15 protein-coding genes and 1 pseudogene are annotated in these 16,973 nt (G+C 34.5%); 2 read left to right on the forward strand and 14 right to left on the reverse strand.

Annotated elements, in window-relative coordinates; genetic code table 11:
* Positions 1 to 70 precede the first annotated feature (70 nt).
* The 7 genes from cydC to AC1DMU_RS14090 all read right to left on the reverse strand — a co-directional run bounded on the left by cydC (position 71) and on the right by AC1DMU_RS14090 (position 9,026).
* Positions 71 to 1,795 (reverse strand): thiol reductant ABC exporter subunit CydC, encoded by a 1,725-nt coding sequence (cydC, locus tag AC1DMU_RS14060; protein WP_215559032.1) that lies wholly within the window; start codon positions 1,793 to 1,795, stop codon positions 71 to 73.
* Positions 1,796 to 1,797: 2 nt separating this feature from the next.
* The gene (cydD, locus tag AC1DMU_RS14065; RefSeq protein WP_087982922.1) at positions 1,798 to 3,513 is read right to left on the reverse strand and encodes a thiol reductant ABC exporter subunit CydD; all 1,716 of its coding nucleotides are present in this window, start codon (positions 3,511 to 3,513) and stop codon (positions 1,798 to 1,800) included.
* Positions 3,513 to 4,529 (reverse strand): cytochrome d ubiquinol oxidase subunit II, encoded by a 1,017-nt coding sequence (cydB, locus tag AC1DMU_RS14070; protein ID WP_000950075.1) that lies wholly within the window; start codon positions 4,527 to 4,529, stop codon positions 3,513 to 3,515. The genes cydD and cydB overlap by 1 nt, the downstream gene beginning before the upstream one ends.
* Positions 4,516 to 5,919, reverse strand: coding sequence for a cytochrome ubiquinol oxidase subunit I (gene cydA, locus AC1DMU_RS14075; RefSeq protein ID WP_000448888.1), 1,404 nt, complete (start codon positions 5,917 to 5,919; stop codon positions 4,516 to 4,518). The genes cydB and cydA overlap by 14 nt, the downstream gene beginning before the upstream one ends.
* Before the next feature lie 617 nt (positions 5,920 to 6,536).
* Positions 6,537 to 7,592, reverse strand: coding sequence for an LLM class flavin-dependent oxidoreductase (locus tag AC1DMU_RS14080; RefSeq protein WP_088063059.1), 1,056 nt, complete (start codon positions 7,590 to 7,592; stop codon positions 6,537 to 6,539).
* 83 nt (positions 7,593 to 7,675) lie between these two features.
* Entirely contained in the window at positions 7,676 to 8,119 is a 444-nt protein-coding gene (locus AC1DMU_RS14085) for a MarR family winged helix-turn-helix transcriptional regulator (protein ID WP_001205523.1), read from the reverse strand.
* A 367-nt stretch (positions 8,120 to 8,486) separates the two neighbouring features.
* A complete protein-coding gene (locus AC1DMU_RS14090) occupies positions 8,487 to 9,026 on the reverse strand; it encodes a DUF4352 domain-containing protein (protein WP_088063058.1) in 540 nt (179 codons plus the stop codon).
* Positions 9,027 to 9,329: 303 nt separating this feature from the next.
* Here AC1DMU_RS14090 and AC1DMU_RS14095 point away from each other — a divergent pair, with 303 nt between their 5' ends.
* Positions 9,330 to 10,073, forward strand: a complete 744-nt coding sequence (locus AC1DMU_RS14095; RefSeq protein WP_088063057.1) for a siderophore biosynthesis protein — start codon at positions 9,330 to 9,332, stop codon at positions 10,071 to 10,073.
* Positions 10,074 to 10,161: 88 nt separating this feature from the next.
* Here AC1DMU_RS14095 and AC1DMU_RS14100 read toward each other — a convergent pair whose 3' ends face one another.
* Complete coding sequence (locus AC1DMU_RS14100; RefSeq protein ID WP_088063056.1) at positions 10,162 to 10,710, reverse strand: DUF4865 family protein; 549 nt, start codon at positions 10,708 to 10,710, stop codon at positions 10,162 to 10,164.
* 120 nt (positions 10,711 to 10,830) lie between these two features.
* On the opposite strand from AC1DMU_RS14100, the gene AC1DMU_RS14105 reads away from it, so the two are divergent.
* Complete coding sequence (locus AC1DMU_RS14105) at positions 10,831 to 11,619, forward strand: LysR family transcriptional regulator (RefSeq protein ID WP_088063055.1); 789 nt, start codon at positions 10,831 to 10,833, stop codon at positions 11,617 to 11,619.
* A gap of 92 nt (positions 11,620 to 11,711) precedes the next feature.
* Here the strand turns inward: AC1DMU_RS14105 and AC1DMU_RS14110 are convergent, their stop codons facing one another.
* The 6 genes and pseudogenes from AC1DMU_RS14110 to AC1DMU_RS14135 all read right to left on the reverse strand — a co-directional run.
* Positions 11,712 to 12,665, reverse strand: a complete 954-nt coding sequence (locus tag AC1DMU_RS14110) for a branched-chain amino acid ABC transporter permease (protein WP_142291733.1) — start codon at positions 12,663 to 12,665, stop codon at positions 11,712 to 11,714.
* Positions 12,666 to 12,714: 49 nt separating this feature from the next.
* Positions 12,715 to 13,575 (reverse strand): branched-chain amino acid ABC transporter permease, encoded by an 861-nt coding sequence (locus tag AC1DMU_RS14115; RefSeq protein WP_088063053.1) that lies wholly within the window; start codon positions 13,573 to 13,575, stop codon positions 12,715 to 12,717.
* Positions 13,576 to 13,596: 21 nt separating this feature from the next.
* Positions 13,597 to 14,298 carry a branched-chain amino acid ABC transporter ATP-binding protein gene (locus tag AC1DMU_RS14120; RefSeq protein ID WP_088063052.1) on the reverse strand — a complete coding sequence of 234 codons (702 nt, stop codon included), beginning with the start codon at positions 14,296 to 14,298 and terminating at the stop codon, positions 13,597 to 13,599.
* Entirely contained in the window at positions 14,276 to 15,049 is a 774-nt protein-coding gene (locus AC1DMU_RS14125; protein ID WP_088063051.1) for an ABC transporter ATP-binding protein, read from the reverse strand. Before AC1DMU_RS14125 ends, AC1DMU_RS14120 begins: the two co-directional genes overlap by 23 nt.
* Before the next feature lie 90 nt (positions 15,050 to 15,139).
* A complete protein-coding gene (locus tag AC1DMU_RS14130) occupies positions 15,140 to 16,357 on the reverse strand; it encodes a substrate-binding domain-containing protein (RefSeq protein WP_088063050.1) in 1,218 nt (405 codons plus the stop codon).
* A 179-nt stretch (positions 16,358 to 16,536) separates the two neighbouring features.
* Positions 16,537 to 16,969, reverse strand: a pseudogene (locus tag AC1DMU_RS14135) (3-oxoacyl-[acyl-carrier-protein] synthase III C-terminal domain-containing protein); the annotation flags it as partial.
* Positions 16,970 to 16,973 lie beyond the last annotated feature (4 nt).

Here is a 16,973-nt window from a genome sequence, read left to right on the forward strand (position 1 = left end):
AATATTCATTTCAAAACAAAAATAGCTCCACCATTTGGCGTAGCTATTTTACAATTATTACTTATTCAAACTATATTCCTTTATCTAACTCATACAGCTTACGATACTTCTCGTTTTCTTTCAGAAGTTGTTCATGACTGCCTTGCATCACAATTTGACCACGATCAAGGAATATAACTTCATCTACATGTTCAATTCCTACAAGATGGTGTGTAATCCAAATAACAGTCTTTTCTTCTGTTGCAGAAAACATTGTTTCTATTAAAGATAGTTCTGTCTTTGGATCTAAGCCGATCGTAGGTTCATCAAGTACAATAATTGGAGCCTCTTGCATTAGCGTTCTAGCAAAAGCAACCCGTTGTCTTTCTCCACCAGAAAACCTTTTTCCCATTTCATGCATTTTTGTTTGCAATCCATCTGGAAGAGAAGCTATATGCGAAGCTAATTGTGCTTTCTCTAAAGCTGTCCATATCTCTTCATCCGTAGCCTCTGGTTTACCGATTCGCACATTATTTCCAATTGTCGTATCGAATAAATGCGGCTTTTGATTCAATACAGAAATATATTTTGATAAAAGATTCGTATGAGCATGTTCACTATTCAATAAAACTTCACCATGTAACGGGCTTAGCGCACCTGCTAACAATTTTAACAAAGTAGATTTTCCTGTTCCACTTCTTCCTAAAATGGCGATTTTCTTTCCTGCCTTTATTTGCAGTGATACTTCTTTCAATACAAATTCATTACTATCTGGGTAACTATACGATACATTATTTAATTCAATGTCTATATATTTTGATACAACATAATCTTTATCCTCATGTAATTCCTTTTCATCCTGTAAAACATCATTAGCTTCTACTTTATTTAGACGATGAGCAGATTCTACATATGATGGAATTCGATCGATAGCATCTGAAAGTGGAATTAACGCATTTGTCACAGATAACGTCATTAAGACGAAAGCCGCAATAACGGTAGATGCAATCTGTTCACTTGCTGCCTCATTTCCAGTCCATATGATCATTGAAATAACTACGATTCCCACTACTAATTGAATGATACTGTCCCGAATATGATTCCAGCGCTTCATTCTTTTTTCCGTTTTTAACAACTGAGCATTTTGCTCTACATACTTATCAATGAATTCATCTTTTCTACCACTTGCTTGCCAATCAGATAACCCAAAAACAGCGTCTGTTAGTTGTTGATACAAACGGCTTCTTCCTTGCTTTAAAGTAACATGATGTTGCTTCATTAAAAGTAATGATACAAACGGAAGAAGAAAAACGATAATAGCCAACATACATGCTGCAATAAGTGCAAATACTACGTCAAATGCTCCGATAACAAGTACGAATATGCTATATACAACTAATGCTAATAGACTAGGAAATATTGTACGTAAATATAGGTTTTGCAAATGCTCTATATCTTCGGATAATATACCTAACATATCGCCCGTTTGAAATCGTGAGCGGAAAAATAACGCCTGCGGTTCTACTATTCTGTATAGTTTCGTTCTCATCTTTTCTAATATGCGTAGTACGACATCGTGTCCAACTAAACGCTCTAAATAATGAAATACCGCTTGTCCTATACTAAACGCACGTGTTGCAACAATAGGAACATATACAGCCATTACATTTTCTGGTCTAAGAGCAGATTTAGAGATTAAATAACCTGAAATGAAAAGTAACATCGCACCTGAACTAACTCCAAGAAGACCAAGGAAAATAGTTACAGTCATTCTACCTTTATTTTGCTGTATATAAGGTTTAATCCAGTTACTCATCTCTATCCCCTCTCTTTCCTTTGAAAATGTAATGCCTCATTCTTTAAAAGTTCTTCATACGTGCCGCTTTTTATCATTTCCCCTTTATTTAAAATAAGAATATGATCCATCTGTTTCATCCAGTGAAGACGATGTGTTGCAAGAAATACTAGCTTACCTTCAAACAGACGTAACATCGCTTGCTTTATTTCAAATTCAGTTTCAATATCAAGATGTGCTGTAGGCTCGTCTAATAAAATAATTGGCTTTTTGCTTAAAAGTGCACGCGCCATAGCGACACGTTGTTCTTGCCCGCCACTAAGCATACGTCCACCTTCTCCAATTCTTTCATACATCCCGTTCGGAAGCGATGTAACGAGTGAACGAAGACCAACTTCATTAATAACTCTTTCCACTTCTGCATCAGTTGTATTTGTTTCATAGAAACAAATGTTATCTTTTAATGAAAGCGGGAAAATATAAGGTTGCTGCGGAATATAAGCAATATTCTTTTGCCAATCTTCTCGAGTAGACCCGTCAATTTTCACACCATTTATTATCAGCTTTCCACCCGAAGGAGTTAAAAATCCTGCTAATACGTCAATTAACGTCGATTTCCCTGCCCCACTTTCACCAATTACACCTATAGCGCCGGTGCCTTTCCAAGTAAAATCAATTCCTTCTAATATAGCTTTTTCAGATTCATTATTCTTTACTTTTACATCTTGTAATTTCAAGTTACTAGAGGCATTCCATATTAAACCTACATTAGATTCTTTCGTTCCTATTTCTTTTTGTTGCTGTAAAATCTCTTCTATTTGCTCCATTGCAAGTTGTCCATCTAACGTAGCATGATAATTCGCTCCAACTTGTTTAATTGGCAGAAAATATTCCGGAGCTAAAATTAAAATCGTAAGGGCTGGCAATAGTACAATTGTCCCATCTATTAAACGTATCCCTAATCCGACCGCCACAAATGCAATGGATAAGCTCGTAAAGAAATCTAATGCAAAAGAAGAAAGAAAAGCAACTCGCAAAGTACGCATCGTTGCTTTTCTATACCTTTTACTTACTTTTTCAATCTTTCCTTCGTGTTGTTTACTTTTCCCTAAATACTTTAATGTTTCTAATCCTTTTAACGTATCTACAAAATGATTAGAAAGTACTCGATATGTTTCATATTGGCTATCTGCCATTTTCTGCGCTGCTAATCCTAGTAGGATCATAAATGTAATTACGATAGGAATCGTTACAACTAAGATGATTCCAGACTCAATATCTAACGTAAAAACATATAGTACAATTAGTCCCGGTACGATACTACTTCTAATCATTTTAGGAATTGTTAATTCAATATATGTTTTAAATTTCTCAATACCTTCAATCGATAAGGTAACCAGATGACCTGTTCCAGCAGTTTGAACATACCGTGGACCTAATGTGAAATACGCCTCTATTAATTGTTTTCGCAGTAGCGATCCTGTTTTTTCAGCGAAACGTTCCACTAATATTTGCGAAATTCGAACTAGCATATGACGTACTGCAAACGTGATTCCAAAATAAACCGTTTCATTTAACACAGATTGCACTGTTTCTCCTTGAAATAAAAACGTAATAGCCCGTGCTAAAAACACTGTTTGCCCAATAATACTTATAGCTTCTAAAATGCTAATGATTGTTAACACTACATATAAAACTCGGCTACCAGGATACGACGGAAGTCCTCTTTTTCTTTTCATTAGTACTCCAAATCTTTATCTGACTTAACAGGTTGTCTAAACACATAGAAACTCCATATTTGACTTCCCAAAACAAATGGCAATATAGCAATTGAAAAATACGTCATCAGTTTTAGTGCATAATCTCCCGATGCTGCATTATAAATCGTTAAATCGTATATTGACCCTAACGAGCTAATTAAGACACGTGGGAACATGCCGGCAAACACACTCGCACTTAGTAAAATGATTGTTAAACTCGTCATAACGAAAGCCCAACCATCTCTTCTTCTTTTATTTAATAATGTTGACGCACATAATGCTACAAAAGCTCCAATCGGAACCATAATCCACTCTGTACCATGACCAGTGAAAATATCTGTTTTCCATAACCCTACACCGGCAAAAATAAGAAGTGCTATAATTGCAAGCGGTGCAATTTTCAACGCAGCAATACGTGCACGTTCTCTTAACTTACCAGTTGTACGTATAGTAAGGAATTGCAATCCGTGAACAATACATAGCAGAAGGAACATAACTCCTCCAAGTAATGCAAATGGATGAAGTAATGGTAAGAATCCACCTACAGCATTTTTCGTTTCATCAATTGGAATACCTACCATAAAGTTAGCAATTGCAACTCCCCAAAGAACAGGCGGTAGTAAACTTCCTAAAAACATACCCCAATCCCAAAAACCTTTCCATTTATGATTGTCTATTTTCGCACGGAATTTAAAGGAAACCCCTCTTATAATTAAAGCAAGAAGCATAAATACAAACGGAATGTAAAACCCGCTAAATAAAGTTGCATACCAGTGCGGGAATGCTGCGAACATAGCCCCACCTGCACAAACAAGCCATACTTCATTCGCGTGCCAAAATGGGCCAATTGTATTTAAGTAAATTCTTTTCTCTAAATCGTTTTCCCCTAAAAACCTTGAAACTATACCTACACCGAAATCGAAACCTTCAAGTACAAAGAAGCCTACGAATAAAACTGCAATAATGATAAACCACAACTCATTAAGAGATAACATACTCTTCCTCCTTATCAAATGGATCATGGCTTTGAGAATCCTGTTTCGCTTTCTTATTCTCATGTCCTTTAATAATACGAACGAATAAGTAAATAGTGATTCCACCTATAATTAAATATAGTGATGTGAATGAAACTAAAGAGAATAATACTTCTCCGAACGTAACATTTGGAGATACAGCATCTTCCGTTTTCATAACACCGAAAACTACCCAAGGCTGACGTCCCATTTCAGTCATAATCCATCCTACTGTATTACCGATAAACGGTAGTGCAATTGCATACACCATTAATTTTAAATACCAAGTTTTTTCAGCTAAACGATCTTTTCTTGATAAGAACCATCCGTATGCTCCTAGAAGAAGCATAAATGTTCCACTCATTACCATCGCTCTAAAACTCCAGAACATAGTGTGTACTGGCGGTATATAATCTCCAGGCCCATATTTTTCTTCATATTGTTTTTGAATTTGATTCATCCCTTCTACTTGACCACTAAATTTATCAAATGATAATAGACTTAGCATATAAGGGATTTGAATTTCAAACGAATTTTCTTGCTTCTCTGCATCAATTTTCGCAAATACTGTAAATGGCGCTGGATCCTCACTCGTATTCCATAACGCTTCAGCTGCTGCCATTTTCATTGGATGCGTCTTAATTAATTGTTGTGCTTGCGCATGACCAAAGAATAATACTAACGCCGTTGTAAGTGTTCCAACAATGATAGAAATGCGGAACGACTTTTTAAACACTTCAGTTTCTTGAGCTTTCGTTATTTTCCATGCACTCACACCTGCAATAAAGAATGCACCAGTTGCAATCGCAGCTGTAATTGTATGCGGGAATTGTACCCATAATTGTGGGTTTTGAATAATCGCTAAGAAATCATTCATCTGTGCACGTCCATCTGCTGCCATTTCATATCCTACTGGCGATTGCATAAATGCACTTGCAGTTAAAATCCAAAATGCTGATAACATTGTTCCAATTGAAAGGAGCCAAATACATAACAAGTGAATTCGCTTCGGTAATTTGTCCTCACCGAATACCCATAAACCTAGGAATGTAGACTCTATGAAAAATGCTAATAAGCCTTCAATTGCAAGTGATGGACCAAACACATCACCTACGAAACGTGAATATGTTGACCAGTTCATGCCAAACTGGAATTCTTGTAAAATACCAGTTACTACACCTACCGCAAAGTTAACTAGGAATATTTGTGTCCAAAACTTCGTCATCTTCTTATAAATTTCTTGTCCCTTTACCACGTATAACGTTTGCATTAACGCAATGATAAAAGCTAAACCAATAGACAGCGGAACAAAAAAGTAATGGAAAATCGTTGTTGATGCGAATTGTATTCGTGCCAATTCGAGCGTTTCCATACTACAATCACTTCCTTCATAATTTTTTATATCGTAATTTCAATTGAGTTGTATGAATAAAACAACTCAAATCTTAGAAATATAGAAAGATAAATTTGTTTATGTACTTTTAGAAAATATAAATTTTCAGTTTTCAAGATAATTACAAAAGAACTTTCTCATAAAATTTACCTTTTCACTATTTCAGTAGTGTTTTATCCGTTAATCGAATTGTATAATATACCTGCATAGTAAATTCAGCTGATTTTTGACGTATTATTGACATCATTTTGTCTGAAATATGTCTTTTGTCATTTTTTTGAATTAGATTTTTTTCATTACTAAAATGTATTTTTCAAATATAAGACTTACTTTCGTATCAATAAAACAATCATTTCCCTCTACATACACTTGACTTTTTTATGAAAAAATGTCCTCTTTACCAATGAGGAAATCAGTTATTTTTTTGTCAAGAGAAAAATGCATCTCTAAAATTCAAACACAAAATAATGTTATTCAAAAATAGAAAATATCCGCCCTCTTTCTAGACTAAAAATTCATTTTCTTGTCATTTTTTCAAACAAAATTAATACATAAAAAAATACCGAGAATCGATTAGACTCTCGGTATTTTTCAAATTATTTTGCTGTATGTTTTCTAACAGCCGGTAAAATTTCAGTAGCAATTAATTCGATATTTTTCTCAATTTTATTAAGTGGCACACCACCAAAATCAATTTGTGCCATAAAACGTTGTTGTCCAAACAATTCATATTGGTAAAGCATTTTTTCAATAATTTGTTGCGGGCTACCAACCATTAATGCGTCACGGTAATCTACTGCATTTGTAAATTGCTGCTTCGGATACCCACCACCGCGCAGTGTAAGCATACCAGCATTAATATGAGGATAGTATTCACTAAGTGCATCTTGTGAATTTTTTGCTGTATAAAATAAACTCGTTGTTGCAACTGGTAAATTTGCTGGATTAAATCCACTTTGCTCAGCAGCCTCACGGTAAGCATCTACTGATCCTTTAAAGTTTATAGCTGGACCACCTAGTGTTGTTATCATCATTGGCACACCCGCACGTCCTGCTTTAATCGCACTAGCTGGCGGGCCACCAACTGCACGCCAAATTGGTAAGTTATTATTTTTCGCTCTCGGAATAACCGATGCATGTGCAAGCGGCGCTCTGAACTGTCCGTTCCATGTTACATGTTCCTCTTTATTAATTTTTAATAAAAGATCCATCTTCTCTTCGAATAATTCTTCATAATCATTCACGTCATAACCAAGCAAACTATATCCCCCAATACGAGATCCACGACCAGCCACGATTTCTGCACGTCCATTAGAAATTAAGTCAATTGTAGCAAAATCCTCATACACTCGTACCGGATCAGATGTACTTATTATCGTTGCTGAACTTGCAATTTTTATATTTTTCGTAGCTTGTGCAATAGCTCCTAAAATAACTGTATGAGCTTGCGTTGTAAAATGCGTTTGATGACTTTCACCGACAGCAAATACATCAAGTCCAGATTCATCCGCTAACTTTGCTGTTTCAATTAATTCATGAATTCTTTGTTCTGCACTAATTTTCTCTCCGTTATGTGGATTTAAAACATGATCCCCAATTGAATATAATCCAAACTCTATTCCTTTACTTGTATCCATACGGTATTTTTCCATAGTTGCTCTCTCCTTTAATTCAGTCGTATTCATTTTCTTCAATCACCCATCACTTGATTAGTCAATTGATAGTGTAAAAAAAATTACTCTTGCGGCAATTCTTTTTTTTCACTATGCTTATGAACTTTCGTCATCAGCTCGTATAATATTTTCTGCTCTTCTTCATTTAATACATCATCAAAAAACGATGATTGAAATGCAAGTTGCTCTGGCAATGCTCGCTCTAAAGCTGCTTCCCCTTGCTCTGTAAGACTAATTGTTTTCGTTTTCCAATCTTGTTTTCGTACAATATATCCTTCTTTTTCAAGACGAGTTAACATTCGAGAAATACCGCCTTGTGTAACAGTTACCTTTTCAGCTAACTCCATTTGTGTGAGTGGCTGATACGTACGTATTTGCAAAAGCACATCAAATTGAGCTGTCGTTAAATCAAACCGTTTTAAAAACTCATTTGACATCTGATTACTTTGGTTCGTAAATCGTATTAAACGTAACCATATTAATGACCCTATCGTATTATCACGCATATTTGATCACTTCCTATCGTGAATCTTACTATCACTTTACCACTCAAGTGATAGTAATGCAAGAAATAATTACATTTTTTATATAACTCAACTTACTTGTACTTAACTAAAGGCATCAATCGTGTAGTATTAGGTCTACTTGCCATTCTCTACATCTCCATAAAAAAAGGATTAAGCTCCAACGCCAATCCTTATCATGCATTTATTTTTCGTTTTCAAAACAGTATATTTGAAATTCACACCATCTAATCTATTATTTTCTTTTATCGTACCGTAAATTCATTTGAGCATACCGTCTTCATGTAAAACCTGTATAAGTTTGCATAAAAGGCCCTTGTTTACACCAATCGGACTTTTACGGGATAAATCATTTAAGCTCTACTTTTACTTCCTCTTTAGACATAACATCAGGTCTATAAATTAATTCAAGATTAGAATCACCTTTTTTCGCTTCAAATGTTATAGCTCCTGTTAACTTACCGTTTGGATCTACATCTTTAATTTTAAAAATATTTTTATTGCTAGTTGAAAATGTATGGTCCACAATACTTCCATCGCCTCTTTCAAGGTAAAAATCCAATGGGTTAATTCTAACTTTTTGATGACCAATATTCTCTACTGTAACATGAACAATAACAAACTCATTACCTTTTTCCAGCTTATCATATTCTGCCACTTGTGCTATTTGTACTTTATGGACTGTTAATTTTTGATTTCTAATTTCAGTAGTTTTTTCAACATTATATTCTCTTGTATCTTCATTCTTCGTATTTTCTTTTTTGGCACTACTTTGCTCTTCCTTAGTATCATTTGATACAGTTTTAGCTACTTCTTTCTTCTCATCACATGCCGATAAACTGAAAGCTAACGTCCCTGCTAAAGTGACTGTCGCGATTTTTTTAAACATAAATTCCCTTCCCCCAATGTGAAAATGATAAAAATCCCCAAAAACTATATACTATACTAACAGATAAACGAACATTATATTGTCGCTATGTGTCGAATGTAGTAAGGCTATGTATAAGTATGAAGTCTTACTTTGCTTCATCTCTCAACTGTTCGACATATGATAAAATCTTAACAATAGATATCTACCTTACTTACGAACTCTTTCTTCCCATAACTATGAGTATCATAAAGTTTTAAATAAGAAAAAATTCAAATAAAATGATAAAATTAAACAAAGCACTAGTATAAAGGTGGGCAGAACATGCATATTTCTAAACAATTTATAAAACCATTTCCTGAATATGAAGACATATTTTATGATGATTTAGAACAACATAAAAAGCACTTTTTACCCATTTGTTCTATAAACTTACAATGTATTGAACCGGAATTGGACGAATGGTTACATATTGTGTCAGCAAAAGAAATCCATGATGGTTGCGTGGGTGATTTCACCAAACCATTTCACACAAATTTTACGAAAGCAGATACATTAGGATTCAATGTCATTAATGGAAAATATAAATTTGAAGCGGATTGGAATTATTTCGAAATCGAACAAAATAATTCTGACATAATAGAACAAGCCTACGAGAGTAATGAAAGAAATTATCAAATCCGTAAAGATTATTTTCAACGTAATCAAAAAATTTATCCTTATTCTAGCTTTGGAAAAGAATTTACATCTGTAGAAGTATTAGAACGAGAGTTTGCCGAAAAACAAACAAATGGCTGGGGATTAAATTATCCCGTGGTAAATGGTATCCTAAATGATGTTCGTTTTATGACAGAAGAAGGTAAAGAATTATTAGAAGACTGCGATAACGAAGACGAAATTTTTGACTTTACGAATCTTCTATATGTACCAAAAGATGAATATGGACATCCATTTACATATGTTGGATTTGTTACAGGATATTATTTTCAAGCTTATGGTGCCGATCGTATTTACTTATTCTTTAATAAAGAATTAAGAAAAGCAGTAATTTGTTTTGAATATACATAAGATAATTAAGAAAAGTCCATTTTGAACATTATTACTTGACTCAAAATGGATTTTTTATAAATAATTTATTTATATTTCAATTCCTCATCTACTGTGAAATGTGTAAAACCTCATATATTGTAATATCCTCCATCTCTTCAATTTCAGGCTTTACTTCATAAAATTCAAACTGACTATATCCCCACTTATCTGGGTTATACACTATTACATTCCCTTTACAATTTTCTGTATTCTGGACATTCTTATTAAAAATATTAAATTGAGTCCCAATCAATGAATTCTTTTGAGAAATACTTCCCACATATTCAACAACATACTTACATTTCTTAAAATCACCACTTAGATTAACAACTAATGGAACACCTATATTTATTTGTTGCCACCCAAAAGATTGTAAAATATTATCGTAATACCCTTCAAAGATAAATTTGTTCATTCCTTCATGACCATTCCAAATATATAAAGGTGCATAACAGTTATAGAAATTCCCTTCCATACCTACCTCAGTAATTAAATATGCTTTGAAATTCAATTCTTGAAAACCATCCGTTTTATGCCCATTATCCTTTACCCTTTTTTTAATAATCTCCATGTCATAATCCTTTGGCAAAATGACTTTATATTGCATTCCAATCATGTTTATCACTCACTTTCTATCTTATATACACAATGATAAACCGGTGATTGACTAACGTAAAATAGGTATAAATTATGTTTGTTATCATTTATAATGATACCCTATAAGGGGCTGTGATAAATGGAAATAAATGATCTTATTATATTCAAAACTGTAGCTAGTGAAGGTTCTATTAGTAAAGCTGCTAAAGAGTTAGGATATGTTCAGCCAAACGTAACTGAGCGAATCAAAAAATTAGAACAAGAATTAGAAACTCCTTTACTACATAGAGATAACAAAGGCGTTTCCTTGTTACCTTCTGGTGACATTTTATTAGGCTACACGAATCAAATATTAACTTTAGTAGAAGAAGCGAAAGATAAAATTAAAACGAGTGGTTCTTCTTATATAATCGCGACGTCACAATCTATTTTGACTAATTATGTAAGTAAGCGTATTAAAGAAAATTTCAGGAATTATCAAATATATGTAGAAAATAGTAGTCATTTACAAAAATTACTGCAACAACAAAAAGTTGATATGGTCATCACTTATGAGGATGATCCCGACGCAGCTTTTAAAAAAGTATTTACTACTTCAATTTCTATAGGCTTATTAAAAACGAAAGAAACACGTACCATTGACTATTCGCAGGAACTCTTCTTCGTTAGTAATGACAAAAAGTGCCCTTTTAGAAATAAGACGATACAATTTCTAAAAGAAAATCATTTATCTCAGCGTCAACTTCAACAATTAGATTCTTATTCGCTTATGGAAGAGTTTATTCAGGACGGAAAAGGAATAGCCTTTTTGCCGATTAGAAATGATACATTGGTACCAATTGAAAATGTTCCAATCGAGAAATTAGCTGTTCATTTTTTTACAAATGAAAACTCTTTAAAACAAATCCCTGATGAACTATTTGATTAATAGAATAGCTATAAACTAATTACATACACCAATAAAAATCCCTCCTTTACGAATTTAAAAGAGGGATTTTCATATTCTATACAATTGATTTTTCACACATTTTGCTCCACTTCTGCACTTTTCTCCTTCTTACTCTGTTTCACATTCTTCAGTCTCTTAATCGTGCCAACTAATCCTTTCGGAAAAACTAGCAAGACGATAATGTACAATAAACCAAGAATAATTGTCCATCTTTCAAAAATCGGATACGCTGTGGCTAGTTCTGATAAATAATATTTCAGTGATTCAATAATTCCAGCTCCAGCAATTGCTCCAATTAACGTTCCAACGCCTCCAATCATTGTCATCAATAATGCATTTAATGTCATTTCAATTGAAAATACAGTCGTATTAACAAAGCGTAGTGTGATAACAAATAAACCACCGCTAATCGTAGCAACTACTCCTGCAACAATACTAGCAATAATTTTATAATGAAGAACTTTATATCCTAATGCTTCAACACGTTGCTCATTTTGTGAAATTGCCTTTAATACTTTTCCAATAGAAGATTTTGTGAAAAGACGTAACAGAATAAAAATGACAATTAAACATATAAGTGTTACATAATAAAACGTAAAACGATCACGGAATAAGTCTGGTACACCAAATGTAAAACCGTCCCCTCCGTGAGTGAGTCCACGCCATTTTTCAGCAAGTACGAAAAATAACTGTGAAATAGCAAGTGTTAACATTGCATAAAAATGACTTTTCAGCCGTAACGAAAGCAAACCGATTATATAACTAACAATTGCTGAAATGATAATTGCAGCTACTATCCCTATTAAAAAGTTCGTTATGGATACTCCTTGCCGATCAAATAAAAGTGCTACCCCATACGCTCCTATTCCAAAGAACATACAATGGCCGAACGATACAATTCCTGTATACCCAAGCAATACATCAAAACTCATTGCAAAAATAGCAAAGATGAAGATTTGAGTGAACAAAATTAACAAGCTCCGTGAATCATTTACGAATGGAAATACACTTAAACAAATGAACATAAATACTCCGAAGTATACTTTAATTCGATTTGATGTGCTGTTCACCATTTCACCCCTTTTCACTAACAAGTCCATTTGGCTTCACTATTAAGAAAAATAGTAACATTAACATATTGATTGCAAGTGATAAATCCGGTATAAAATACGCTGTAAAAGCACCCGCTAATCCGACAATTAAAGATGCGATTGCTGAACCTTGTACGCTTCCTAATCCTCCAATGATTACTACTATGAAAGCTAAAATCGCATACTGCATACCCATCTCGGCGAAAATAACTCCTGAATACGGTGCTAATAAGAAGCCTCCCAACGCTGCCATCCCTGCTCCTAATAAAAAGACGAAAGAAAATATCGCTTTTACGTTAATACCGAGCGCTTGAACCATTTCTTTATCCATTACACCTGCACGGATCATTAGACCTATCTTTGTTTTTTTAAGCAATAATAGTAAGGAAATATAAATGATGATCCCAATTAAAATTACGAATAGACGATATTTAATTAATATAATACCTTCAAATGTATAACTACCTTGTAACCATAACGGTAATTTAGCACCAATTGGATTTGGCCCCCAAAATACTTTAATACATTCACTAAGTACAAGCATTCCTCCAAGCGTCACAAGAAGCTGGCGAACATGATTTCCATATACCGGTCTAATAAGGAATCTTTCTAAAATGAATCCAAGAAACATCCCCATAGCAATTGCTCCAATTAACGCTAATACATAACTACCTGTCATATTAAATATCCAAACACCTGTAAACGCTCCCCAGGCAAATAAACCACCATGTGCGAAGTTTAGAACGCTCATTAAACCGAAAATAAGTGAAAGTCCTGATGCTAATAAAAAAATGAGCATCCCTGTTGAAATCCCATTTACAAATAAATTGATTAACACATCCATCCTTCTCACCTCGGATTCATGTTAAGAGATTCCTAAATATTTGTGACACATTTCCTTATCCTCTTTTAATTCATGCATAAAACCTTTATGAACAATTCTTCCGTTATCCATAATATAAAAGTAATCACCAATTTGACTAGCCATCATAAAGTTTTGTTCAACGAGTAAAACTGTTGTTTTCTCCTTCATTTTCAAAATGGCTATCATTAATTTTTCTATCATAATAGGGGACAAGCCTTTACTCGGCTCATCAATAAGTAATAAACCATCACTATTAATAAATGCTCTTGAAATTGCTAGCATTTGTTTTTGTCCTCCGCTTAAGAGTCCACTTTTTTTGTGCCAAAACTGCTTTAAATCTGGAAATAGTTCAAGCATCCACTCAATTTTCTCTTCTGCTTCTTCTCCCTTACCCCTAGCAAGAGCGAATGTTTCTTCTACTGTCAGATCGTGAAAAATACCTTGATTTTCTGGTACATAACCTATTCCTTTCCTTGAAATTAAATGTGTAGATAATCCATTTACTTGTGTACGATCATAATAAATTTCACCATGTGCGATATGGTGAAATCCCATAACCGAACGTAATGTCGTCGTCTTCCCTGCCCCATTTCTTCCAAACAGTACAGTAATCGTTCCTTTCTCAACAGCAAGAGATACCCCTTGTAAAATATGAAACTGATCTAAATACGTCTCTATATTATTCACTTGTAATAGTGCCACTATATAATCCCCCTAAATAAGCACTTTGTACACGCTCATCTTTCATCATTTCTTCAGGCAAACCTTCAGCCAATAACTCTCCATGGAACAAAACGATAAGATGGTCTGATAAACCTAGTACCATATCCATCTTGTGTTCAATTAGTACAATTGTACTCTCTGGATGTTTCTTAATATTTTCAATCACTTGTAAAATAGCCGGTACTTCCTCAACTGATATACCTGCCGTCGGCTCATCAAGTAGTAATACATCCGTTTTTAAAGCTAGTAACATCGCAAGCTCTAACTTTCGTTTTTCCCCATGTGCTAAATCTTTCGCTAATACATGTTCTTTCTCGTGAAGTAAGACTGTTTTTAAGAAACGTCTCGCCTCTCCCACTTGTTGCTTAAATTTTGCCGAACTCGGAAAAAAACTATAGTAATCTTGAACAAATGATTGAACACTTAAACGGACATTTTCAAGTACCGTTAACTCTGGGAATATATTTGTAAGCTGAAAAGAACGGCCGATTCCTAATCGAGTTCGATCCGAAATTGATAATTTTGTAATCTCTCGTCCTTTAAAATATACTTCACCCTTTGTTGGAGAAATTTGTCCACTTAGTAAATTAAATAACGTTGTCTTTCCTGCACCATTTGGTCCAATAATGGAAATAAGTTTTCCTTTTTGTACCGTTAAATTCACATCCTTAATAACATGATGCTCGCCAAAAGATACGCTAAGATTTTTCGTTTCTAGCAAATGTGTCACGAAATCCCTCCCTTTAAAGCTTTAAGTATGAAAGAAATACGTATAAAGAGGGCATCCCCCTCTTTATACAAAAACAACAGAAAATTCAGTTTATTTGTTTTGAACTGGTGGTTCTGTCTCTTTCATCGTTAATTCTCGCTCTAATACTGGCACCGGATAATCAACACCATCTTGCTTTTTCAATGTGATAGAATAAAGTGTTTGCATCGCTTGGTGATCCTTTTCTCTAAACTTCATCTTTCCTTTCGGTGTATCAAATTCCATTCCTTCCATTTTCTTAATCAACGTATCAACATCTGTATCACCTTTTGTTTTCTTTAAAGCTTCTACAATAGAAATTGCCGCTGACATTCCACCTGCTGTAAATAAATCTGGCACCGCACCATTAAATCGTTTTTTATGTTCTTCCACTAACCAATCATTCACCTTATTTTTCGGGAGTGTATGATAATAAACAGAAAAACCTTGCATTCCTACTAACGCATCCATCGTTTTTAATGCCGGTATATCTGGTGCACCGGTAGAAATTTTAATACCTTGTGCTTCCACATTCATATCTTTTAACTGTTTCCAAGGTGAGTTTGCCCCTGCCCAAACGATAAATAAATAATCTGGTTTTGAGCTAATGATATTTTGAATATTTGCAGTGAAGTCAGTCGAATTCGTATCAGCATATTGCTCGTTTACAATATTCGCACCTAATTTCTTCGCTCCAGCTTTAAAAGCTGCAATCCCTTCACGGCCAAATGCATTATCCGGAGCAAACGTCGCAATCTTTACATCTTTTTTTGCAATTACCGCTGCTCCTGCAATCGCATCTTGCGAAGAACTTCTTCCTGTTCTAAAAATATATTTATTCCAGTTCTTTCCGGTAATACTATCAGCAACTGCCGGTTCAACAACCATTATTTTTTCATATTCTTCAGCTAGTGGTAATACCGCTAATGTATCACTTGAACTAGATGATCCGATTAAAAAATCGACTTTCTCTTCTTCTAATAACTTCGTAGCTTTTTTAACCGCCACCTCTGCTTTTGTTTCCGTATCTTCTACAACAAACTTAATCTTCTTCCCTTCCACTTTCCCAGTTCCACCCGTTGCATAGTCTAACCCTAATTCAAATCCGTTCACTGTTTGTTTTCCATATGATTCTAATGGACCTGTTAATGAAGCAAGAACCCCTACCTTAATCGTCTTTTCATCCTCTGTACTTGTTTTCTTTCCTGAACAAGCTGCCGTTATTAATAACGAACTTAAAATACAACCAGTAGCCACCGTTCTTAGCCATTTACGTTTTTTCATCGACATTGTGATCCTCCCCATACTTTACTTTCTGATAGAGTCAAACACGCCAAAGTTGCCCATCCGTAATTATGACTTTTCTTTGATCATACAAACAAATCTGTTAAAAAAATTTAATGAAGTACCTTTACATTCGCCGCCTCTTTCCAAATACCTCCATTTACCATATATTCATCTAGCATTTTTCACCACCTAATTACAGTCGCTGCCCACGTATATCCAGTCCCTGCACTAACTACTACTGCAATATCTCCGGCCTGTAATTTTCCCTGTTCATTTGCAAAGTGAAGACCAATGCAAGGATCCAGCGCTGACATATGTCCATAATGATCTAAATATACAACTTGTTCTTCTGCTAGCCCTAGCCCCTGTATCAATTCTATTAACATAGAACGTTTTGTATGCAGTGGTAACAATACTTTAATATCTTTAGGAGTAAATCCACTTTTTCTTAACGCCTCCCGAATCACCTTGTCAAAATTAGGAGTTGAAACCCGGTCTAGACGTTCTTTCATACTAATAGGATCTATTACATCAATAATAATGTTGTCGATTCTCAACAGTATCATAGCTCGCAACCTGCTTCGATCCACCAGCTGGGATACGAACATCTTCATGATCA

It is taken from the genome of Bacillus sp. 01N45 (assembly GCF_056399205.1).

Coding starts and splice junctions, on each gene's coding strand:
- cydD (WP_087982922.1), bottom strand. CDS start 3,513: ATGAAAAGAAAAAGAGGACTTCCGTCGTATCCTGGTAGCCGAGTTTTA.
- AC1DMU_RS14105 (WP_088063055.1), top strand. CDS start 10,831: ATGGAAATAAATGATCTTATTATATTCAAAACTGTAGCTAGTGAAGGT.
- AC1DMU_RS14090 (WP_088063058.1), bottom strand. CDS start 9,026: ATGTTTAAAAAAATCGCGACAGTCACTTTAGCAGGGACGTTAGCTTTC.
- AC1DMU_RS14095 (WP_088063057.1), top strand. CDS start 9,330: ATGCATATTTCTAAACAATTTATAAAACCATTTCCTGAATATGAAGAC.
- AC1DMU_RS14085 (WP_001205523.1), bottom strand. CDS start 8,119: ATGCGTGATAATACGATAGGGTCATTAATATGGTTACGTTTAATACGA.
- cydB (WP_000950075.1), bottom strand. CDS start 4,529: ATGTTATCTCTTAATGAGTTGTGGTTTATCATTATTGCAGTTTTATTC.
- AC1DMU_RS14080 (WP_088063059.1), bottom strand. CDS start 7,592: ATGGAAAAATACCGTATGGATACAAGTAAAGGAATAGAGTTTGGATTA.
- AC1DMU_RS14110 (WP_142291733.1), bottom strand. CDS start 12,665: ATGTTCATTTGTTTAAGTGTATTTCCATTCGTAAATGATTCACGGAGC.
- cydA (WP_000448888.1), bottom strand. CDS start 5,919: ATGGAAACGCTCGAATTGGCACGAATACAATTCGCATCAACAACGATT.
- cydC (WP_215559032.1), bottom strand. CDS start 1,795: ATGAGTAACTGGATTAAACCTTATATACAGCAAAATAAAGGTAGAATG.
- AC1DMU_RS14100 (WP_088063056.1), bottom strand. CDS start 10,710: ATGATTGGAATGCAATATAAAGTCATTTTGCCAAAGGATTATGACATG.
- AC1DMU_RS14130 (WP_088063050.1), bottom strand. CDS start 16,357: ATGTCGATGAAAAAACGTAAATGGCTAAGAACGGTGGCTACTGGTTGT.
- AC1DMU_RS14115 (WP_088063053.1), bottom strand. CDS start 13,575: ATGGATGTGTTAATCAATTTATTTGTAAATGGGATTTCAACAGGGATG.